The sequence below is a fragment of the Paraburkholderia kirstenboschensis genome (assembly GCF_032806925.1).
Classification (GTDB): Bacteria; Pseudomonadota; Gammaproteobacteria; order Burkholderiales; family Burkholderiaceae; genus Paraburkholderia; species Paraburkholderia kirstenboschensis.
In genome coordinates this window covers 586,769-607,585 of sequence record NZ_CP136511.1, presented here as the reverse complement: position 1 = coordinate 607,585, position 20,817 = coordinate 586,769, and the positions used below count along the sequence as shown (strand labels likewise).

The window sequence follows — 20,817 nt, the reverse complement described above, 5'->3', positions numbered from 1 at the left end:
CCGGCTGCCACCTCCGCAGTGCGATCTTGCGCGCGACGCGCTCAACGGCTGTACCTCTTCGATTTCCTCGGGCTGGACGAAAACGTCCAGGAGCGCGACAGCGAGCGCGGGTTTTGTCGCAACAAGGCCTTCTGTTAATCTGCGCGGATCGAAACGGTCGCGTGGGTGAGGAATGAAGACGCTGGATCCGGGTGTGGCACGGGTGCTTAAACGGTTGCACTATCCTCTGGAAGTAATGCTGACCTGCGTGCGTTGGTACGTTGCCTATCCGCTTAGCTTGCGTCATCTCGAGGAAATGATGGCCGAGCGTGGGTTTGCGGTGGATCATTCCACGGTGCACCGCTGGGCCATCAAGCTTCTGCCCGCGCTTGAGAAGGCCTTCCGCCGGTGCAAGCGAGCGGTCGGCAAGAGCTGGAGGATGGACGAAACCTATGTGAGGGTCCGGGGCGAATGGAAGTACCTCTACCGGGCCGTGGAGAAAGAAGGCAACACGGTCGATTTTCTTCTGCGAGCCAGGCGGAACAAGGCTGCTGCCCAGCGGTATTTCGAAAAATCGATCCGGCAAAACGGCGTACCCGAGACGGTGACGATCGACAAAAGCGGAGCTAATCTGGCCGCGCTGCACGCGATGAACGCCGAGTGCGACACACCCATTGAGATCCGTCAGGTCAAGTATCTCAACAACGTGGTTGAACAGGACCATCGGGCCATCAAACGCATCATCCGACCGATGCTCGGGTTCAAGGACTTCCGCTGCGCGCGCGTCATTCTCAGTGGCATCGAGATCATGCATATGATTGCCAAAGGGCAGATGATACACACTGGCAAAATCAAGCCATCTGCAGCCTGCCAGTTTTACTCGTTGGTTATGTAAGCTATCCTCATCATATTGCCTTTGTACGACTTAACCGTCTTACTGCGACAGAACCCCATATCGCGCATGACCTGCTGCCCAACCCTCGCAGCGGGGCAGCCTCTTAGTATTCGGTCATCCGATCTACGATATTTTGAAGCGGCCGGCCGGTAAGGTGTTGCTGCAAATTGGCGAAAAGCAATCGCATCGTTTCCGTCATGTAAGTGGTTGGGTCGTCCGCGCCTACATGTGGATTGATAATCAGGTTCGGGCAGGCCCAAAGTTCCGACGATGAGGGCAACGGCTCTTGCGGCAACACGTCCAATATCGCGCCGCTTAGCCTGCCATTCCTTAGCAAGTCGACGAGCGCGCCGTGATCCAGAACGTCCGCTCGCCCAATATTCAACAATGCTGCCGATTGCTTCGTCGCTTCCAAAACTGACCGACTAACGAGGTTCCGCGTACCGGAAGTCAAGGGCGTAGCGATCACGATGAAGTCAGCTAATTCGACCGCCTCATGTAGTTGACCCGGCAAATAAACTCGCTCGACGCCAGGTACACTCATGCCCGAACGCCGTACGCCAAAGACTTTCATGCCGAGCGTGTGGCCAGCTGCCACTGCTGCCTGTCCCATGTCACCAAGCCCAATGACCAGGAGCGATTTTCCTCGAATGAGCGGTGTGAAAACCTGATCCCATTGCGCCCGCTGCTGGTGCCACACTATTTCCGGGAGGCGCGCGTTGAGTGCGAGCAACGACATGATCGTGAATTCGCGTGCCTTCTCTACGTGTACGCCGCTGTTGTTGACTAGCTGGACGTTCGCCGGCAGCCAGTTCAACGGCATGACGTCTTCCACGCCTGCATCGATCAGGTGAATAAATCGTAGATTGGGCGCAGCCGCGGCCAGATCACCGCGCGGAAACCGCGGATCGCAAATGACGCCCGACGATGTAACGAGCACTGTCGCAGTCGATAAGCTGCCGGCGAAGTTTTCCAGATCCCTACCGACGGTGAACCGCACTTCGCCCGGCAGCGCGGCATTGCTCGAGCGCGCGGCGTCGACTAGTTCAGGCGTAAGCCAGAACGGACGGGGCTTGGAGGTCGTATTTTCTAGGTGGACGTGCATCTATCGTGTTCCTTCTATTGAGCGGTCCGCACCATAAACCTTCGTGGTTGACGGCGCGCGGCCGCGAGAACAGGCAACCGCGTTACGAGCCGCGCTTATTGCGTCAGTCTGTCGTAAATCCACTGCGCGCTCGAAAGCAGGCGATGGTCGTCGCCCCAGCGGCCGACTAGCTGCAGTCCCACTGGAAGCCCGTTGCTGCCACGCGTGAACGGCAAATGCACGCAGGGCAGTCCTAGCAAAGTCCAGCCGCGGCAAAACAGCGGATCGCCAGTTGCGTCGACGCCAACTGGCGCTTCACCCGCAGCACTGGGCGCGAGCAACACGTCAAACCGGTCGAACAGGGTGTCAATGCGATGCCTTGCGCGTTCGGTACGCGCGAGGTTCGCCGCGTGTGTGCCACCGGAAATCACGCTGCCGCTGTCCAGATGAGCCTGCAATTGAAGGCTAAGCTGATCCCGGTGATGCAGCCGCTCAACGCTTAGTGCACGGAACATTTCGAATGCCATGACTTCCTTTTGCAACGCTACCAGATCCGGCACATCGTCCGGTAGCGCGACGTCTGCAAGCGTTGGCGCAACATGCGTTAGTGCGGCAGTCGCCGTGTCCCACGCACGTTGCGTGTCCGCTTCCGCATGGGCCCACTCAGGCGTCCGGCACAGGCCAATGCGTGGTGCGGCTGATTCGTCCGGGCTGGTACTGAGCCGCGCGTCGCCGGTGAGCACAGCACCGAGCAGCGCCACGTCGCGCACGCAACGTCCAAATCCTCCGGGCGTATCGAGCGCCTCCGAGATGCTCTTGATGCCAGCACGGGGAACGCGCCCAAAACTCGGCTTATAGCCGACTACGCCGCAATACGCGGCCGGCCGGATGACCGAGCCGGCCGTCTGAGTACCCAGCGCCAGCGGAAGCATGCTGTCAGCAACCGCCGCTGCAGAGCCGCTCGACGATCCGCCTGGCGTGCGCGTCAAGTCATGTGGGTTACGGGTGGCCCCGGGATAAAAATAGGCGAATTCGGTCGTGACTGTCTTTCCCATCACCAAAGCGCCAGCCTCGCGGCACAGAGCGACGGAAGCCGCGTCTGCCCTCGGGCGGTGCGCGCCGTAGACCGGCGAGCCGTAGCCGGTAGGGAAATCGATGGTGTCGAACAGGTCCTTCACACCGATCGGCAGCCCGTGCAGCAGCCCACGCACGGGGCCCTTATCGAGGGCGTTTGCCTGCACTAGCGCGTGAGCGCGATCGAGATGCGCAAAGGCGTGTACTTCGTCGTCGCGTTCCGTGATCCGGTCAAGGCATGCATGCAGCAAATCGACCGCGCGAACTTCGCGTTTCGCTATCAGGCGTGCCGCTTGCCATGCGTCCAGTTGATTGAGTTTCGAAGAGTTCATGCCTCAAGCTCCCGCACGCTTGGCTGCGATCGTCGGTAAGACATGGCGAAGAAATCCGCGGCTTGTCCCCGATTACTTTTTGACAAGGAATACAGATAGATCATTTTTTAGCTTTCGATTGTCATTCGAGTGATAAACGAGTCCGGACCGGCCGCCGGCCTGATTGCCCGAACTCGTCCGCGCGGCCGTGAGATTATGTCACCCGTCTATGCCGGCTGCGGAGCGGCGTCCCATATCATCACGCGTACAGGCGTCGGGTTGAAGTCATTGCTAGGGTTGTTGATCTGCGGACAATTGGAGAACACACATAGCAGATCCATCTCTGCAACCAGATCAATGTAGCTTCCCGGTGGCGATATGCCGTCGAGCACGGCGAAATTGCCGGCGTCGTCAATCGGCACGTTCATGAAGAAGTTCACGTTGGGCGCGATGTCCCGCTTGCCCATCCCATACCGCCCGAGCTCCAGCACAAAATTCTCCCTGCATGCGTGCTGATAGCGGGTTGCTTCGCCAAACCGGACCACGTTGCTCTCGCATGAACAACAACCTGCCAGCGTGTCATGCCTGCCCGAACTGTCTTCGACCACCTGCGCCATCACGGCACCCTGGTTGGATACGAGTCGTGTGCCGAGTCCTATGTAAGCCGATCCCTGTTCGCGCACCGTGTCCTGTGCGCTGTAGCGTTGCGCGGTGTCCGCGGCGCTGTAAAACAGGGCATCGACTGCTTGCTGCCCCTCAACGTCGATAAGGCGCAGTTTCTGTCCGCGACGCAACACGTGGGACCACGGCGAGCGGGCGGGTATGACCACGTCGAGCACGAGGTCTGTAAAAGCGGACGTTCCCATCATGACCTGCTCCCGCGGCGGATGTGCCGCTCAGTTTGTTCGAATGCACGTTCGACTTCTCTGCAGGCATGGCGACAGGAGTCGCCGGGCCCTAGTTGAGGTGTGACAAACTGGATCACATCAACAGGCGCAGGCACTGCTTGCACAGCCGGATCAAGCGGATGGCCTGCGTTGGACAACACGACGAGGAGTTCCATTTCCGCGCGAACGTCGACAAAATCTGCCGGTGTCCGCCGCTCCGGGTGCCAGACGAACCGGCCGTCGGCGGCGATCGCCACTGGTGCGAAAAAGTTGATGCAGGCCGGCACGTCGCGACGCGCCAAGCCAAGCTTTGCCGCGGCCAGGAAGAAGTTATCGCGGGAGTTCCTCGCCGCCGAGTGCCCGAGTGCCTTCTCCATCGATTCTTTCGTGGTTGGCCCGACGAGCGGGTCGTGCGCGCCGGAGGTGTCTTCCACAATGGAGAACGCTAACCGTCCCATTTCCGTATAAATCACGCGACCCTTGCGCAGCCCGGTGCTCCACTGCACTTTCATCGTGTCCGCGGTATTCAGGCGTTCAGAGGGATCCGTTTCGCACCACGCCACCATCGAAACAGCAGAGGTGCCCGCCGTGTTCACAATGCGCAGCGCTTCGCCACGCGCCAGACGTGTGGTCCAGTACCAGCCGCCCGGCACGTGTTCGCGGTGCAGGACGGCATCGTCATGCACTGGCTGATCGCGCACGGTAAGCGGCGGTAGCGCTTGCGCCGACGCGCCTTGCCCTTCGGCACGAAGTGCCTCGTAGCGGGCTCGATGCGCTTCGCGCTCGGCCATTGGGGTATTCGAATGGATAGTCATGCCAGCAGTTCTGTATATGTCATCGCTCGGAATCCTAGCGTGGTGGTTTAGCAGTGCTCGTGGTCAACTGGATGCCAACGAACGGTCGGATGCAGCGGAATAGCGCTGCAGAAATTGGCGTGCGCGCTCTGTGGCCGGAGCGGAGAAGAAAACGTCAGGCGCCGCGCTTTCGACGATCGCGCCTCGATCCATAAAGGCAATGCGGCTTGCGGCGTCCCTTGCAAAAGCCATTTCGTGGGTAACGACGACCATGGTCATGCCCTCGCTTGCGAGATCCCGCATGACGGCAAGCACTTCGCCGACGAGTTCGGGATCGAGCGCACTGGTCGGTTCATCGAAGAGCAGCAGTTCCGGTTTCATGGCCAGCGCTCTTGCGATTCCAATCCGTTGCTTTTGACCGCCCGAAAGACGCGCTGGAAACGCGTTTCTCTTCTCATACATTCCAACGCGGCGCAAGAGTGCTTCTGCTTCCTCGCGCACCACGTCTTTAGGGCGGCGCTGCACGTGCACCGGCGCCTCCATCACATTTTGCAAAACGGTCAGATGAGGCCACAGCGCGAAATGCTGAAACACCATGCCGATGCGCATGCGCATCCTCGCGAGATCGCGGTCGCTCATGACGACGCCGGCATTTGAGACGCCGACCTGTTCTCCCTTCAGCAGAATGCGCCCCTGGTCTGGACGCTCAAGCCAGTTAGCGCAGCGCAGCAGCGTCGATTTTCCTGAACCGGATGGTCCTAAGAGGCAGACCGTCTCTCCCGCGGCAACGCTAAAGCTGACGTTGTCGAGCACCTGCAAGGATCCAAAGCTCTTCGAGAGTCCAATAATGTTCAGAACCGCCTGGGAATCGTCCATTTTCGTAGGGTAGTGCATCATATTCATCGGCGCGCCTCCGCCATCCGGCCCAGGACGGATACAAAGGCTTCGACTACCAGGCAGAGCGCCCAATACAGCAACATGGCCGTGATAAAGGCCGCAAATGGGACGAAATACTGCGACTGAATGGCGCTCGCCGCGTTGGTGAGTTCCGGTAGCGCAATGATCGTCAGAAATGCGCTGTCCTTGACGATTTGAATGATCTGATTGCCTATTACCGGCGCCGCGTTCATAGCGAGCGGCGGCATCACGATGCGGTGAAAGAGGCGCAGGCCGCTATATCCGAACGCATGGCCCGCTTCGATTGGGTCGCGCGGCAGAGAGAGCCAGGCCGACCCTATAATTTCGGCCATGTAGGCGGAGTGGTAGACAATCAATGCCAGCACCCCTGCGCCCCAGTTGTCGAAACGCAGTCCGAGCGAAGGCAGGCCGTAGTAGACAATGTAGGCAAATAGAAGGAACGGCGTGCAGCGTGCGACGTCTATCAAGAAGCGGACAATATGGCCAGCGACGCGCGCGCGGCGAACGAGGACCGTTGAAACCAGCGCACCGATCAGGAGCGCACTCAATGCCGCCGACACAGACAAAATGACGGTGTTCGCAAGGCCTGACAAAAGCATATCGCGGTGTAACCAGACAATGCCGAAATCGTGGATCACGCTGATGCCTCCAGGCGAGCCTGCCTGCGCTCAATCCAGCGCTGAACGCTGACGAGCGCGAAGATGATCGGTATGTAAATCGCCAGGGCGACGTAGAACGGCGGCAAGGGCTGATAGGTGTCGGCGCCGATGCGAACCGCAGCCCGTGTGATATCGACCACACCCACAATAGCAAGCACCGGCGTGACCTTGATCAATTGCGACATCTCGTTGACCAGCGCGGGGAGGCTTGTGCGTGCGATCTGCGGGAGCACAATGCGGCGAAGACACATGCTCCGCCGCATTCCCACTGCCCGCGCAGCCTCCAGTTGTTCCCGCGGAAAGGCAAGGAGTGCCGAGCGCCAGATCTCGCAATAGAAAGCTGAGGTATTCATCGTGAGCGCAAGCACTCCGGCGGCAATCGGACCGATTTCAATGCCCATATTGGGCAATCCGTAGAACAGCAGCAGCAGGAGGGTGACTAACGGTGACGCCCGCAGCAGACTCACGTAAACGGCGACAAAGCGGGCAACGGCCGGTACGCGGCCCCAGCGCAGCAAGGCCATACCGAGTCCAATAGGCAGGCCCAGGGCAATGCCAGCAACCGACAGCAGGAGCGTGGTAAACGCCCCGCTAAAAATCGACAGTACGTCGGAGTAACTCATTCGCGCTCAGTATTCAGGGGTGAACGTCACCGGTAGGTTGAATGATTGACCGAACCATTTCTTCTGCAGGGTCGCCACCGTGCCGTTTGCCTTTTCCTTGGCGATGAACTCGTTGACGTACGCGAGCAGGTCGGCATTGCCCTTTTGCACAGACCACGCCGCCATCGACTGAGCGGCTACAGGTTGTCCCAGCGCGAAGACGCCGGGTTTCTGATTGACGAGCGTCGTGAGGTTGATGATCGTATTCACGACGTAATCAGTGCGGCCCAATGCCAGGTCCTGGTATGCCTCGGGATACGAGGTGTACTGCACGATCTTGCCCATCTTGCCGCCGCTCTTCTCGATCTGTGCCTGCAGTTGAGACAGGTGAGCGAGTTGCGCGCTGCCGGCCTGAACGCCGACTGTTTTGCCGCTCAGGTCCATGATCGACTTGATCGAGTCGTCGTTCTTTCGCTTGACGTAGTAGTCGGTCGCGTCCGCAATCGGGCTCGCGAAGTCGAGCGATTGCATCCGGTCCTTCGTCATTGTTGCCCCGGTGATCGCGATGTCGTATTTACCCGTCGCGACGCCGGCGAGGATGCCGGTGAAGGGCAAAATTTCATGACGGATCTCGAAGGGCGCGTACTTCCGCATCGCATCGACCATTTCATTATCGAAGCCCGTGGGCTTGCCGTCCTTGACGAATTCAAAGGGCCGGTAGTCGTCTTCGGTGGCCACGACAATGTAGCCGCGCTTTTTGATTTCCTCGAGGGACGCCGCGTGCGCAGTGCCGATGGTTGCCCACGCAACCAGGGGAAGCAACATGGCGGCGAGAGCGCGGCGTCGGGCAGCTAAGGCCTTTGAAAGCTTGGTCATCTTCAGATCCTGAAAGGTTGGCAAAAGTCGAGGCGACGGTTTAGCGCACGAACAGACAGCTAGTTAAAATCACCTGAAGCAAAACGGCACGCAGGCAGCACATCGGCGCGCACTGAAATCCCGCTCGCCGATAAGAAAAGTATTGAGAATCAAAATTGGAGGGTCCAATATATTGCACACGCATATTTGATACGCGGGACATATCAGTGACCGACATACGACAGCTACGCCAGTTCGTCGCCGTTGCGGAGGAATTGCATTTTCGACGTGCAGCCGAGCGGCTCCACATGACTCAACCTCCTCTTACGCAGGCTATGCACAGCCTTGAGGCGTCTCTCGAGGTGGCGTTGTTTGACCGCACCCGGAAAAGCGTGACGTTGACGCCAGGCGGCGAAGCACTACTTGCCTATGCACGGCAACTGATTCGCGCTTCAGACGAATTGCCGAGGATCGTCAAGGCGGCTGCGGAAGGACAGACCGGCCGTCTGCGCGTTGCCTTCGCGTCAACGGTGGCCTATGGCAGGATGCCCGGCTGGGTCAGTGGTTTCCGGCACGCGAACCCGGACGTTCTGCTGGAGCTTCGCGAGGCAACGCTCGATGTGCAGCTCGAGGCGCTTGGTGCAGACCAGGTGGATGCCGGCTTTGTCCTGCACGCTATGGGCGCTGCGCCAGTCGGACTTTCGGCGCTAACTTTGCTGGTCGAGCCGTTTCTCGTTGCGCTTCCAGTCAATCACCGGCTTGCGAAGCGCCAGCCGGTGTCCTTCGCAGACATTGCGTCGGACCCGATTGTTCTCTTTCCCCGCCAAATCATGCCGTCGCTCTTCGATGCACTGCTGTCGTACTACCACGTGAAGGGGATCACCCCTCATATCGCGCAGGAGGCTATCGAGATGCAGACTATCGTGAGCCTCGTCGCAGCGGGGATGGGCATTGCATGGGTGCCCCAGGTCTTCGCGCGTTTCGCCCGCCCCGGCGTGGCGTACCAGCAGGTGGAAGATATGCCGGTTGCGATCGAAACGAGTCTGATCTGGAATAGCTGCGAGAGTCCAATCGTCGACCGATTTGTAAACCATATTAAAAGTTCTCCTAATTTCTGGCCACCTGTCTTCGATCCGATCTTATAGTTGAACGATGATTCCCGGATTGCGTGAAGGATCGGGGATGTCGACGAACGTACACCACCGCTACTTATTCCAAAGCGCGTTTGATCCGGCGTCGCTTGCGAAAGCTAATGGAGGTATCGACGGCACATTTGAAAGGCGCATAGCCGAGTTCACCTCCGCTTTGGGAACGACCTGGTGAAACCAGTGGCTCGGTATTTGCCGTATGCAACGTTTCGGCAACCGGGCGCCGACTTATATGAAAGCGGCGCGAATGCACATTGCGCGTTCCCAACCGGTCGGCTCCGGGCATTAAAATTTCTCGCATGCAGTCATTCGCGGCACTCTTAGCGGTAGTTCTGTGAATGTCTGAGGTTGACCCGGTTTGACGGACAGATTTGTAGTCAGCGATTCGATTTGGTCTAGCCTCCGTTAAGGGTTGACTCGCGGGTTGTCCACCGCCGGGCGGCGGGTCGCTTCTCTCGACCCTGACGCTGCCCGGCGGTGGGCAACCCGCGCTGTGGTGAGGGCTGATGCGGCGCATGCAGGTTTTCGAATTCGAGCGGCGAGCAATACCCGATGCTGCTGTGCAGGCGGCGTACGTTGTACCAACCTTCCAGGAACGAGAACACGCGCCGACGCGCCTGCTCATGAGTTGCAAGGTGTTCGCGCGATAGCAGCTCTGCCTCGAGCGTGCCGAAGAACGACTCACACATCGCGTTGTCATAGGCGTCGCCGGCGGTCCCCATTGACGGTTGCACGCCGGCCTCGCGACAACGTCGGCCGAAGGCAATGGACGTGTACTGGGCGGATTCGACCGGTCGTCGCAACACCTTTGATCGAGGAGGCGTTGCATGGGACGAAGTGCAAAGCAGGTGTATCGGTTGACAGGGCGAGCAGCGATGTACTCGCCGGGCGCGCCATCACTTGGACATGAGATCGAGCGTCGGTTTTGGCAACAGATCGCGACTGGTATTACAAGCGAGAAAGCAGCGGAGGCGGTAGGCGCATCTCAAGCGGTGGGCTCGCGCTGGTTCCGCTATCGTGGCGGCATGCCACTATTCATGTCCAAACCCATCGCTGGTCGATACTTGTCGTTCGCTGAGCGAGAAGAAATAGCCTTGCTCTCTGTCCAGGGGTTCGGGGTGCGCGAGATCGCCCGCCGTATCGGACGAAATGCATCAACCGTATCACGAGAACTTACGCGCAATGCTGCGACTCGAGGTGGGTGTCTCGAGTATCGTGCTTCCGCATCGCGGGGACCGAAAGTGGGTCAACGGCTGGTCACCCGAACAAATTGCTAATCGGTTGCCCGTAGATTTCCCGGATGATGAGTCTATGCGCATCTCTCACGAAGCCATTTATCAAGCGCTTTATATTCAAGGGCGCGGCGCACTCAAGCGCGAGCTGGTGGGCTGCCTGCGCACCGGGCGCGCGTTGCGCGTTCCGCGAGCGAGAGCACGTGCTAAGGCGTGGGCGCATGTCAGTGAACAGGTGATGATTTCCAGTCGGCCTGCAGAGGCGGAAGATCGTGCTGTGCCGGGCCATTGGGAAGGCGACCTCCTCATTGGCCTGAATCGATCCGCCATCGGGACGCTGGTGGAAAGATCAAGCCGTTTCACAATGCTCGTGCATTTACCTCGAGAGAAAGGCTACGGGTTGATTCCGCGGACGAAGAACGGGCCTGCGCTAGCCGGCTACGGGGCCGTCACGATGGCCAACGCACTCAAGAAGACTGTGACAGGCTTGCCTGCTGAGTTATGGCGGTCATTGACATGGGATCGTGGCAAGGAGCTTTCCGATCACGCCCGCTTCACTATAGAGTCTGGCGTGAAAGTATTCTTCGCCGACCCGCAAAGCCCGTGGCAGCGTGGCACGAATGAAAACACCAACGGACTTCTACGACAATACTTTCCAAAAGGCACAGACCTGTCCCGGTGGAGTGCTCGGGAGATCCGAGCCGTTGCTAATACGTTGAACTCAAGGCCGCGAAAAACTCTTGGATGGAAGACGCCTGCGGAAGCCCTGGACGAGTACCTAAGGTCTGTTCAACAATCCAGTGTTGCGACGACCGGTCGAATCCGCCCTGACAGCCCTGGACGCCCTTCTAAAGATCAAGCGGTAATTTGAGCCTGCGTGATCTGGCGGTTGCGTTGCTGGATTACGTAGTAGACCTCCCGCGCGATATAGCGCTTGAGGCAGCGGATTGCTTCAAGTTTCGAATGCCCCTCGCCGACACGTTTGGCGACGTAGGCCTTTGTGCGAGCGTCGGTTCCGGTCGCTGTTATCGCCTGCGGTCAATAACAGTTGCGAAGCCGACTCGTAACCAATCGAATTTCGCGAGACAAGATCGGGGGCGAGTTCGTCCACGAGCGTTGCGATCATGACGTCGAGGTCGGCAATCTCGTCGTGCAACTCCAGATACCGACGTCCCAGTGACTTCAGTGCAATTCGGCAAGCAGAGGTCAGGTTCCGATAGTCCGACAGATCCGGACGCCACGCAGCCAATGTTCGGATGAGCTGCATTCGTGTCATCGCGCGTAGTGATTCACGTAATTCATCGGGCGCGCTGATGATGGTACTGTGGATCAGCTGTAAAGCGACGCGACGCGCCGAAATGGCCGTCTTCCGGCAGACTTTCAGAACGCGTAGCGACTCAATCATGCCATCGCGCGTCTTGGGCGTGACGGTACGCACGCCGGCGAAGGCAGCGTGAGCCGCGTTGTAGGCGTCCAGCGTGTCGTCCTTGCCACGTTTGCGCCGGTCGCTCTTATCCGGTGCGGTTACCTCCAGCACGGTTACATGGGCCTGCTGCAGGTAGCGCAGTAAGCCCGCGCCGTAGCTCCCGGTGCACTCGACGCCGACCCGGACAAGCTCACCGAATGAGCGCATCCAAAGCAACATCTGCTTGTAGCCGTGCCGCGTGGTTGGGAAGCATTCGCTGCCGAGAAGGCGATCAAGTTCGTCAACCACAGCCGCGAAATGCAGATCCTTATGCGTATCAACGCCGCCTACGATGCTGCGACGGCCAGCAGTAGCCTGTTCTTCTTTCATACAGCCTCGCTCCGGTTGCCGATAGGATATGGGCGATCTCACCGGCATCGAGTACCTGGACAAGACAGTAAAGTGACAGGGCGTCAGGCCCTTCTTGAGTCACACGTATCGACGAGGTGAAACCTCGCCGTTCGGCAGTTCCAGAGGACCGACGGGTCCAGGGAAAGACATTGAGTCGATCGGAATGTGGGTCAGGTCGCCCGGAACGCTCTACGGCACCAGACCTCTCCCGAAAGCCCCTCTTTCGAAACGGTGACTGCCCGGAAACATCTGGTACCCGTATTCTTACTGTCCGAATGCAGAATCACCCCATCGTGGTGGCGCTGCTGCAATGCCATGTCCAGCGCTCGCAGCATCAGTTCCGTATACAGATGATTGGACATCGCCCAGCCAACGATGCGCCGGCTGAACACGTCGAGCACCACGGCCAGATACAGAAAGCCCTCGTCAGTCGGGATGTAGGTGGCATCTGCAACCCACAGCACGTTCATCGCATCAGCGCTGAAGTGCCGGCGTACCAGGTCGGGTGCGCGCCGTGCCCCCGCACGTTGCCGCGTGGTTCGTGGCCAGCGCCGCCGGCTGGCCCCACACAACCCTGCCATGCGCATGAGCCGCGCCACCCGCTTGCGTCCCACGTGCATGCCTTCGCGTGCGAGCTGCGCGTGGATACGTGGCGCGCCATACGTCCCGCGCGAGCTCGCATGCAGCGTACGGATGCGCGCCAGCAGCAGCGCATCGCTGGATGCTTGCTGCGATGGCTCGCGTACCAGCCACGCGTAGAAACCGCTCGTCGAGACCCCGAGCAGCCGTGCCATCCTGGCAATGGGCCAGCGGGCCCGGTTCGTTTTCATGAATCCGTACCCTTCGGTGGCACGGCTCCCGTCTCTCTCGCGAACCAGGCCGCAGCCTGCGAGAGAATGTCGCGCTCCATTTTTAACTGGCGATTCTCACGGCGCAGACGCGTCAGTTCCTGCCGTTCAGCCGTGGTCAGCCCGTCATGCCGTACGCCAGCATCACGCTCAGCCTGCGCGCACCAGTTGACGATGGTCTGTGCCGTCGGTTCGAACTCCAGCGCGAGCTCCTGCGGTGTACGCCCGGCCTTGACCAATTCCACCATATGCGCCCGGAACTCCGCCGGGTACGGTGTACGAGTCTTGCCCATTTCGACACCTCCTCTTCAAAAAGAATAGGTGTCCGTTTTCACGGGTCAACTTCAGTACGCCCCGGTAACACGCCGAACAAGATCGTGGGCTGAACGTCCCTTAACTGAGTGAAGCGGCCGTTCTAACGTCCGCCTCAGTAGGCAGTCGACCGGCCGTTCATGGCCCGTTTGCTGCCGCACGCGGGACGAGACATGCCGACCCACGAGGACGGTCAGCCTTTCAAACAACGACGTCCCTGGATAGATGCAGGCTGGGCGTCTTCAGAGAATCCGCAGATGCCGGATTTTCCCGATTCGCGGCGAGCGCTTCAGGATAAGGTCGGTAATTATTCAGGCAGAAGAGCGCGTGGCACATTAGCTGGTAAATAAACCGGACGAATTTATCGTCCAAGTTCCATCGCAGCTCGTCGAAGATGTTCTGCAGGCTGTGTTCATAACTGACGCGGTAATCCATGACTGCCCTGACTTTGAAGGGCGATCCCTTCTGTGCAGGATTTATCAGCGCACAGAAGGGAGTCCGCATTACGGCGATAACCATTCGGCGAGCTTCGACCAGCGACGTTCCGTCTGCTTGCCCTTGACCGCAATCGCCAGCGCACGCTTCTGCCCGACCAGTACAACGAGGCGCTTGCCTCGCGTGATGCCGGTGTAGATCAGGTTGCGCTTGAGCATCATGTAGTGCTGGGTCGAGACGGGAATCACCACAACCGGATATTCCGATCCCTGGGATTTGTGGATGGTCGTCGCGTAACACAGGACCAGCTCATCCAGTTCGCCAAATGCGTAGGTTACGATGTGCTCATCAAAGGTCGCTGTGAGCTCCTGCTCTTCAGCGTCGATGTGGGTCACAAATCCAATGTCGCCGTTATAGACATCCTTGTCGTAGTTGTTCTCGATCTGCATGACCTTGTCGGCGACGCTGAAGCGATAGCCGAACTTCTCGATACTGTGTTCGCCCGGCGGGTTCAGCGCCTCCTGCAACATCTGGTTGATGCCGCGAGCACCGGTGAGACTGCGGTTCATCGGGCACAGCACCTGAATATCGCGCACGGGATCCAGCTGGAATTTTCTGGGTAACCGGGTCTTGACCAGATCTACGACGGTCTGGGCAATCGCCTCGGGTTCGTCGGCCGGCACGAAATAGAAATCTGACTCTTCGCCTTTTTCCGGAAGGGACGGGAACAGCCCCTGATTGATCTGGTGGGCGCTCCGGACGATGCGTGACGTGGCGGCCTGCCGGAACACTTCGGTCAGGCGCACGACAGGCACCGCGCCCGACTCGATCAGATCCGCGAGGACCTGTCCCGGGCCAACCGAGGGCAGCTGATCCACGTCCCCGACGAAGATCACGGCAGTGGTGCTCGCCACCGCCTTCAGCAACTGGTTTGCCAGCGGCACGTCCACCATCGAGCACTCGTCGGCCACCAGCAGATCACATTCGAGCGGCGACTCCTCGTTGCGCTTGAATTGCCCATTGGCTGGATTGACTTCAAGCAGCCGGTGGATCGTCTTCGCTTCTAGCCCGGTCGATTCCGACAACCGCTTGGCCGCCCGTCCGGTTGGGGCGCACAACAGCGCCTTCACCTGTTTTGCACGCAGGATCGTCAGTATCGAATTGACCAGTGTCGTCTTCCCGACGCCAGGCCCGCCGGTGATGACCAGCAGCTTTGACGAGAGAGCCAGACGGATCGCCTGCTTCTGGCTATCGGCAAGCTGGATCGCAAGTTTTTGCTCAACCCACGGTATTGCCTTGTCGGCGTCAAATGCGGTCCATGGCGGCGATCCAGACTCCAGGCGCTGCACCTGCGAGACGATGGAACGCTCGGCGTTGTACAGCTGCGCGAGGAAAACGCTGGGAACGCCGTCAACGGTATCGGCGATCACGATTTCCTCTGCCAGTTCCTGGTCGATCGCATCCTCGACGATGGGTTGCGGGATTTCGAGCAGCTTCACGGCAAGCGACACGAGCTGGCTCCGCGGCAAGCCGCAGTGACCTTCTCCGGCCGCTTCGGACAACGCGTAGGAGACGCCGGCCCGCGCACGCAGCGGGGAGTCATGTGCGATACCGATCTTCTGCGCGATGGTATCGGCCGACAGGAACCCGATGCCACGAATGTCCCGGGCCAACCGGTAAGGATTTTCCGTGACGATAGCAATGGCGGCCTGGCCATAGGTCTTGAAAATCCGCACGGCGCGGGACGTCGAAACGCCGTTGCCATGCAGGAAGACCATGATCTCGCGGATGATCTTCTGGTCAGCCCAGCCCGAGGTGATCTTTCGGGCACGTATCGCACCAATCCCCTCGACCTCCCGAAGCCGTTCCGGTGTCTGCTCGATGATGTCGAATACGGCGGCACCGAAGGCCTTGACCAGCCGACCGGCGTACACCGGACCAATACCCTTGACCATCCCGGAGCCGAGGTAGCGCTCAATGCCGTTCAGCGTGTTCGGTGGCGAAATCCTGACGAAGACTGCCTTGAACTGCCTGCCGTGCTCTCGATCCGTGACCCATGTACCCGACGCTGAGGCGTACTCGCCTGGCGCTACGGTCGGGGTGTGCCCGACCAGGGTGATGAGTTCACGCTCGCCCTTGACCTTCAGCCGCAGGACGCAGAAGCCGCTATCGGCGTTGTGGAACGTAACGCGCTCGACGAGTCCCGCGAGCCGATCTGGTTGGTTCTGTCGCAGTAAGACGGTTAAGTCGTACAAAGGCAATATGATGAGGATAGCTTACATAACCAACGAGTAAAACTGGCAGGCTGCAGATGGCTTGATTTTGCCAGTGTGTATCATCTGCCCTTTGGCAATCATATGCATGATCTCGATGCCACTGAGAATGACGCGCGCGCAGCGGAAGTCCTTGAACCCGAGCATCGGTCGGATGATGCGTTTGATGGCCCGATGGTCCTGTTCAACCACGTTGTTGAGATACTTGACCTGACGGATCTCAATGGGTGTGTCGCACTCGGCGTTCATCGCGTGCAGCGCGGCCAGATTAGCTCCGCTTTTGTCGATCGTCACCGTCTCGGGTACGCCGTTTTGCCGGATCGATTTTTCGAAATACCGCTGGGCAGCAGCCTTGTTCCGCCTGGCTCGCAGAAGAAAATCGACCGTGTTGCCTTCTTTCTCCACGGCCCGGTAGAGGTACTTCCATTCGCCCCGGACCCTCACATAGGTTTCGTCCATCCTCCAGCTCTTGCCGACCGCTCGCTTGCACCGGCGGAAGGCCTTCTCAAGCGCGGGCAGAAGCTTGATGGCCCAGCGGTGCACCGTGGAATGATCCACCGCAATCCCACGTTCGGCCATCATTTCCTCGAGATGACGCAAGCTAAGCGGATAGGCAACGTACCAACGCACGCAGGTCAGCATTACTTCCAGAGGATAGTGCAGCCGTTTAAGCACCCGTGCCACACCCGGATCCAGCGTCTTCATTCCTCACCCACGCGACCGTTTCGATCCGCGCAGATTAACAGAAGGCCTTGTTGCGACAAAACCCGAATTATTGACGGACGCGCCAACCCGGGCGACGCTGCTCAGTTTCTGCGGTTCGTACGGGGCGGTCGCGTCGAGCGGGACTTTGACCTTGCGGCAGTTTTGATCTGAGCCATCCGGCGATCTCAGTGGTGTCGGCAGTCGTGAAGTCGACAGCAGACGCGACAGCGTCTTGGGTTGCAAGTTGGTGAGCCAACCCGTCAGGGACGGCGCCGCACGCGACGAGCACGGCGGGCCCGGCGAGCACGCGTTCGATCACCTTGCCCGCGTGCTGCAGACGTAGGCGGAAAGAGGGTTGCTCGTCCGCGTCCGGATCGTAGATCAGATCCACGCACGAGTCGGGATCGGCGGCGTTTGACCACAGCGTGTCCAGCTGGGGCGCTTCGCTGCCAGTCAGTTCGGCCGCGCGAGCGAATCCTTCTTCCACCTGTTCGATGGATCGTCCCGCCGGATCGATCAGGTAGCACCGGAACATCGCTCTCTCCCGCCACGCGCCTTATTCACGATAGTGCATGCCGAGCAATCCGTCTGCCCGCGTGAAAAGCGTCGCGTCGGTGGTCGAACCTTCAGTCAGGTTCGTCGTCTGTCAACGCTGGAAGGCGCGGCCACGGCCATGCCTTGAGTGCCCAGAACGGCGGCTCTGCGACCACTTCAAACTCATACTCGGCCGGCTCGTCGAAGATGTCGTCGAAAGTCTCGTCCAGTATCTGCTGCATATACATAAGGTCGGGCACGCTCATGTAGTGCCATGCCTTGTAGTAGCGATGCTCGCCAGCAACGACTTTTCTTGTACGCAGGTCGATGAGGATGCGGTGCGACATGTAGGGATGGCTGGCCCACAGCGACTCCCATCGGCCGACGGCGTATTGGGGAGAGAGGGCGTCATTCATCGCAGCATTCTCGCAACGACGGCGCTCGCCGGCTTGCCGCCCTCGTGGTCGACATAAAACGCGACCGAACCGCCGACCACGTCAATCGAGCGGATGTGGATCGGCTGATCGGTAGTGCCCGGTGTCCGCGGCGCGCGGCCACCCGAGCCCTTCAATTCCAGCGCGTTATAGGTGATGGGATAGTCGGTGAGTTGCGCGCCGGTCTGAACCACAACCCGGATGCAGTCGTGCCGCACGCCCCTCAGTTCTCCGTCGATGATTCGGTTCAGGATCACGTCGATAGCCGCGGGAAGGTCGGTGCTTTCTGGCTGCGCCGGCTCATCAGCGACAAGATGAACGATCGCGCGCACGAGTCGCGAGGTTTTTTTCGCCAGCACGATGCGGTAGCGCGTGGCGCGCGGCTCCCGGTTCTGCGCCGGGTAGATGATGTCCCGGAAAGCGCTTTTGTAGATCATGGCTGAGGCCCCGTAAGTGTGGCCGCACTCCGTGTACGGCTCACTTACCAGGCTACGCGTCGCTCGCCAAAGTCAAGGCGGCGGCGGAACGCGCGAGAGCTAGGCTGTGGCCCCCGTCTGATCGTCGTCATCGCCGGGGTCCGCGATGGTTTCGCGTAACCGCGTGGCCGTTCTGTGGCTGGAGAGGCCCAACAGGTTGCTCACCTGTTCGTTGGTCTTGCCTTCCAGCAGATGCCTGCGTCCGTACGTGTTGCGAAGCAGTCGCGGGCTCTCGTCAGTGGCCGCCGCGTCGACGAGCCGCAGTGCCGCGCGCACACACTGCCCAAGCGTGGCGGGCTTCATCGGCTTCCCCCCAGCCGTCGCGATGAAAAGCAGACCATCACTGACGGACAGTCCGATCCGCGCCTTCCCGTAGGCGCGCAGCAGTTCGGCTGCAAACCCGTCAACGGGCACACGGCGCGCAAGACGTGGCCCACGTTTCCTGACGAACACGCTGGGTCGTGCGCCTACCTCAAGGTCATCGACGGTGACGGCCGCCAGTTCAGCAGCGGTGATCCCGGTGCCAAGCAGCATCGCGACGATCGCGCGGTTGCGCATCTCCTTGAACGACTCGAAGTCCACTACGCGGCAAAGCTCCTGCAATCGCGCATCCTCATCTGGCCACAGGAAAACCGGCATCGGCTCGTCCTCCGGCCAGTGCTCCTGGGGAAGCAGGCTTGCGGCCGGGTTGTCGGCGCGCAGGCCGAGCAGCGCAAGGTGGCGCGAGAGCCGGTCCAGCAATTTCAGATAGCGCAGTCGTGTCGATGTGCCCGGCGCGCAGTCGCGATCGAGGTCGGCGAAGAAGCCGTCGATATGATCGGTGCCGAACTCCGCAACCGTCACGCCTCGGCTTGTCAGATAACGCTGGAAGCGGGCGAACATCGAGCGGTGCTGGACGATGGAACGCTCGGAAAACGCCCGCCTGTCCGCGCCGGTGGCTTCTGCGCGTTGCCATTCACCGTAGGCCGTTTCGGGATCGGACCGCCACAGGTCTGCATTCATAAATGTATATACTGAAAAGACGCTTTCCTCATCATAGCGAAGCTGACGCTTCGCGAAGACCTTGCCATCAGAAGGACGGGGGGCTGCACGGCCGGCGAGGGGAGACGATAATTCATCTGCGGGTATTGGTGAAAGGCAAGAAAGGCATCTGCGGCCTATCGTACAGATCGCCACGCAATGTCAAGGCGCGCTGCTGCGCCGGAAACATGTGGTTTTCTATGAGCGAGCAATCGCCGCAGTGCCGCAAGCTGCTTTACCGGATGATGTGGCAGACGCCTGACGGGATCGTCGACGCGTTCGCGCTGTGTGCCAGCCGCGAGGAGGCGCGGCGTTTCTTCTCCGCAGCGATATCGCTGATATCGGGCATCCATCAGGACGAACTCGAACTGTTCAACCTCGAGTCGTTTGAGGATCTGGTGAACGCGGGCGTGAGCGAGGACGAAGACATGCGCATCTTCGAGACGCAATGGAACGGCACTCATGTCGTCGGCTGGACAACGCGGCCGCTTTTCCTGGCGCCGGATCCAACGCTGATCGCCAGATGGGCCGACCTGCGCGCGGAGCTGGCCGCCGCTCAAACCAATTCGGTCATCTCACGCTTCAGCGGGCGTGGCTACTGACGGCGATACGCGACTGTCCGTCGCATTCACGTCAAGGAACGAGCGGTCGTTCGCGGGGTAGGGCAGCAACCGACCTGATCGACGCCAAAGTGCGCATCACACATCCTCTTGCGAAAGTGGCTGACAGCACGCTAAAAGGCCCGTAAAACGGGCCTTATTTGTTACTTCGAGAGCTTCTTTTTAAGCAAAATAGTCATTTTTGCCTTGGCTCTTGCAACGAAAGCATCTTCAGTCTCGGTAGGCAAAGGCTTACCGATGACGCGGCTCAGTTCATCAGTGAAGTCTTCGCTCTGGACAATGTCCGTCACCCCCTGAGCAAAGCGTTCTTCAGTCTCTTTGCTCCCGAAGATAGATGCAGTTCCAGCGATTCCCGCAATGGTCGTGTGCAGGCTGCTCGTGAGTGCAAGTCCGGTCCCCTGAAGGGCAGCTGCTCCCTGTTTCGAACTAAGGAATTCCTTGAGGCTCGTCTTCTTGCTTTCATCCCCGCCGCCAGAAACCGCCACGCTGGACGGAAGTTTTGGTTTGATCTCAAGCATTTGCTTCTCCTCCCTTCTGCGACTTGAAATAGGCTCGGAAGATGGCTTCGAACGTATCTACCGCGGCCTTTATGATCGCCTCCTTGGCAGACTCAGGGAGCTTGTCCCAAAGTCCCATGATCATGTTGAAGAGTTTCACGAGTAGGTCAAACATGCTTTTTTCCAGTAGGTGGTCCCGCGACATGTTATCGGTCAAACGTCCAGTAAACTTGAGGCTCAGATTCAAGATGTGATGAACCTCAGGCATGGCTTGCAACTTAAGCTGCCTGCTTCTCGGTTGTCCTCTTTGGCGCCCTAACATCCGAGCAGCGATGAACGAATTGCGATTTATGGCCGCACTGTTCCTGACGGGCTATCGTCTGCCGCATTCTTTGCAACGAAATATGCA

The 20,817-nt window shown here is 59.5% G+C and carries 23 protein-coding genes and 2 pseudogenes; 4 read left to right on the top strand and 21 right to left on the bottom strand.

All coding sequences use genetic code 11. The annotated features are described in order from the left end of the window. The first annotated feature begins 172 nt into the window (after positions 1 to 172). A complete protein-coding gene (locus tag RW095_RS03085) occupies positions 173 to 874 on the top strand; it encodes an IS6 family transposase (protein WP_317016361.1) in 702 nt (233 codons plus the stop codon). Between the two features lie 103 nt (positions 875 to 977). Here the strand turns inward: RW095_RS03085 and RW095_RS03080 are convergent, their stop codons facing one another. From RW095_RS03080 to RW095_RS03045, 8 genes are all read right to left on the bottom strand, one after another. Next, positions 978 to 1,979, bottom strand: a complete 1,002-nt coding sequence (locus RW095_RS03080) for a D-2-hydroxyacid dehydrogenase (protein ID WP_317016360.1) — start codon at positions 1,977 to 1,979, stop codon at positions 978 to 980. A 95-nt stretch (positions 1,980 to 2,074) separates the two neighbouring features. Then, positions 2,075 to 3,364: an amidase gene (locus RW095_RS03075; RefSeq protein WP_317016358.1), complete on the bottom strand. Its 1,290-nt coding sequence runs from the start codon at positions 3,362 to 3,364 to the stop codon at positions 2,075 to 2,077. A gap of 206 nt (positions 3,365 to 3,570) precedes the next feature. Beyond that, positions 3,571 to 4,212: an urea amidolyase associated protein UAAP2 gene (locus tag RW095_RS03070; RefSeq protein WP_216675003.1), complete on the bottom strand. Its 642-nt coding sequence runs from the start codon at positions 4,210 to 4,212 to the stop codon at positions 3,571 to 3,573. Then, positions 4,209 to 5,021, bottom strand: a complete 813-nt coding sequence (locus RW095_RS03065; protein ID WP_317016356.1) for an urea amidolyase associated protein UAAP1 — start codon at positions 5,019 to 5,021, stop codon at positions 4,209 to 4,211. Before RW095_RS03065 ends, RW095_RS03070 begins: the two co-directional genes overlap by 4 nt. Before the next feature lie 87 nt (positions 5,022 to 5,108). Beyond that, positions 5,109 to 5,921: an amino acid ABC transporter ATP-binding protein gene (locus RW095_RS03060; protein ID WP_317016714.1), complete on the bottom strand. Its 813-nt coding sequence runs from the start codon at positions 5,919 to 5,921 to the stop codon at positions 5,109 to 5,111. Positions 5,922 to 5,923: 2 nt separating this feature from the next. Further along, on the bottom strand, positions 5,924 to 6,580 hold the full coding sequence (locus RW095_RS03055) for an amino acid ABC transporter permease (RefSeq protein WP_317016355.1): 657 nt from the start codon (positions 6,578 to 6,580) through the stop codon (positions 5,924 to 5,926). Then, complete coding sequence (locus RW095_RS03050; protein WP_317016354.1) at positions 6,577 to 7,224, bottom strand: amino acid ABC transporter permease; 648 nt, start codon at positions 7,222 to 7,224, stop codon at positions 6,577 to 6,579. The genes RW095_RS03055 and RW095_RS03050 overlap by 4 nt, the downstream gene beginning before the upstream one ends. 6 nt (positions 7,225 to 7,230) lie before the next feature. Further along, positions 7,231 to 8,079 carry a transporter substrate-binding domain-containing protein gene (locus tag RW095_RS03045; protein ID WP_317016352.1) on the bottom strand — a complete coding sequence of 283 codons (849 nt, stop codon included), beginning with the start codon at positions 8,077 to 8,079 and terminating at the stop codon, positions 7,231 to 7,233. Between the two features lie 206 nt (positions 8,080 to 8,285). Between RW095_RS03045 and RW095_RS03040 the strand changes: the two genes are divergently transcribed. Continuing rightward, positions 8,286 to 9,203 carry a LysR family transcriptional regulator gene (locus RW095_RS03040; protein ID WP_317016351.1) on the top strand — a complete coding sequence of 306 codons (918 nt, stop codon included), beginning with the start codon at positions 8,286 to 8,288 and terminating at the stop codon, positions 9,201 to 9,203. A 398-nt stretch (positions 9,204 to 9,601) separates the two neighbouring features. On the opposite strand, the gene RW095_RS41195 is transcribed toward RW095_RS03040, so the two are convergent. Next, the gene (locus RW095_RS41195) at positions 9,602 to 9,940 is read right to left on the bottom strand and encodes an integrase core domain-containing protein (RefSeq protein WP_394365036.1); all 339 of its coding nucleotides are present in this window, start codon (positions 9,938 to 9,940) and stop codon (positions 9,602 to 9,604) included. 93 nt (positions 9,941 to 10,033) lie between these two features. Here RW095_RS41195 and RW095_RS03030 point away from each other — a divergent pair. Then, positions 10,034 to 11,309 (top strand): annotated as a pseudogene (locus RW095_RS03030) (IS30 family transposase). Here the strand turns inward: RW095_RS03030 and RW095_RS03025 are convergent. The 10 genes and pseudogenes from RW095_RS03025 to RW095_RS02980 all read right to left on the bottom strand — a co-directional run bounded on the left by RW095_RS03025 (position 11,294) and on the right by RW095_RS02980 (position 19,273). After that, positions 11,294 to 12,233, bottom strand: a pseudogene (locus RW095_RS03025) (IS110 family transposase). The pseudogenes RW095_RS03030 and RW095_RS03025 sit on opposite strands and share 16 nt — an antisense overlap. Positions 12,234 to 12,424: 191 nt before the next feature. Further along, on the bottom strand, positions 12,425 to 13,084 hold the full coding sequence (locus RW095_RS03020; RefSeq protein WP_317014820.1) for an IS3 family transposase: 660 nt from the start codon (positions 13,082 to 13,084) through the stop codon (positions 12,425 to 12,427). Further along, positions 13,081 to 13,395 carry a transposase gene (locus tag RW095_RS03015; RefSeq protein ID WP_317016305.1) on the bottom strand — a complete coding sequence of 105 codons (315 nt, stop codon included), beginning with the start codon at positions 13,393 to 13,395 and terminating at the stop codon, positions 13,081 to 13,083. Before RW095_RS03015 ends, RW095_RS03020 begins: the two co-directional genes overlap by 4 nt. A 220-nt stretch (positions 13,396 to 13,615) precedes the next feature. Next, entirely contained in the window at positions 13,616 to 13,849 is a 234-nt protein-coding gene (locus RW095_RS03010) for a hypothetical protein (protein ID WP_317016350.1), read from the bottom strand. Between the two features lie 68 nt (positions 13,850 to 13,917). Beyond that, on the bottom strand, positions 13,918 to 16,104 hold the full coding sequence (gene recD2, locus RW095_RS03005) for an SF1B family DNA helicase RecD2 (protein ID WP_317016349.1): 2,187 nt from the start codon (positions 16,102 to 16,104) through the stop codon (positions 13,918 to 13,920). A gap of 21 nt (positions 16,105 to 16,125) precedes the next feature. Next, positions 16,126 to 16,827, bottom strand: coding sequence for an IS6 family transposase (locus tag RW095_RS03000; RefSeq protein ID WP_317016348.1), 702 nt, complete (start codon positions 16,825 to 16,827; stop codon positions 16,126 to 16,128). Positions 16,828 to 16,894: 67 nt separating this feature from the next. After that, on the bottom strand, positions 16,895 to 17,362 hold the full coding sequence (locus tag RW095_RS02995; protein ID WP_317016347.1) for a hypothetical protein: 468 nt from the start codon (positions 17,360 to 17,362) through the stop codon (positions 16,895 to 16,897). Positions 17,363 to 17,453: 91 nt separating this feature from the next. After that, positions 17,454 to 17,777, bottom strand: coding sequence for a hypothetical protein (locus RW095_RS02990; RefSeq protein ID WP_317016345.1), 324 nt, complete (start codon positions 17,775 to 17,777; stop codon positions 17,454 to 17,456). After that, positions 17,774 to 18,232, bottom strand: coding sequence for a hypothetical protein (locus RW095_RS02985; protein ID WP_317016344.1), 459 nt, complete (start codon positions 18,230 to 18,232; stop codon positions 17,774 to 17,776). The genes RW095_RS02990 and RW095_RS02985 overlap by 4 nt, the downstream gene beginning before the upstream one ends. 99 nt (positions 18,233 to 18,331) lie before the next feature. After that, the gene (locus tag RW095_RS02980; protein WP_317016713.1) at positions 18,332 to 19,273 is read right to left on the bottom strand and encodes a tyrosine-type recombinase/integrase; all 942 of its coding nucleotides are present in this window, start codon (positions 19,271 to 19,273) and stop codon (positions 18,332 to 18,334) included. A gap of 218 nt (positions 19,274 to 19,491) precedes the next feature. Here RW095_RS02980 and RW095_RS02975 point away from each other — a divergent pair, with 218 nt between their 5' ends. Then, on the top strand, positions 19,492 to 19,893 hold the full coding sequence (locus tag RW095_RS02975) for a hypothetical protein (protein WP_317016342.1): 402 nt from the start codon (positions 19,492 to 19,494) through the stop codon (positions 19,891 to 19,893). Between the two features lie 161 nt (positions 19,894 to 20,054). Here RW095_RS02975 and RW095_RS02970 read toward each other — a convergent pair whose 3' ends face one another. Both RW095_RS02970 and RW095_RS02965 read right to left on the bottom strand, forming a co-directional pair. Continuing rightward, positions 20,055 to 20,429 carry a hypothetical protein gene (locus RW095_RS02970; protein ID WP_317016341.1) on the bottom strand — a complete coding sequence of 125 codons (375 nt, stop codon included), beginning with the start codon at positions 20,427 to 20,429 and terminating at the stop codon, positions 20,055 to 20,057. After that, positions 20,422 to 20,583: a hypothetical protein gene (locus RW095_RS02965; protein ID WP_317016339.1), complete on the bottom strand. Its 162-nt coding sequence runs from the start codon at positions 20,581 to 20,583 to the stop codon at positions 20,422 to 20,424. The genes RW095_RS02970 and RW095_RS02965 overlap by 8 nt, the downstream gene beginning before the upstream one ends. Positions 20,584 to 20,817 lie beyond the last annotated feature (234 nt).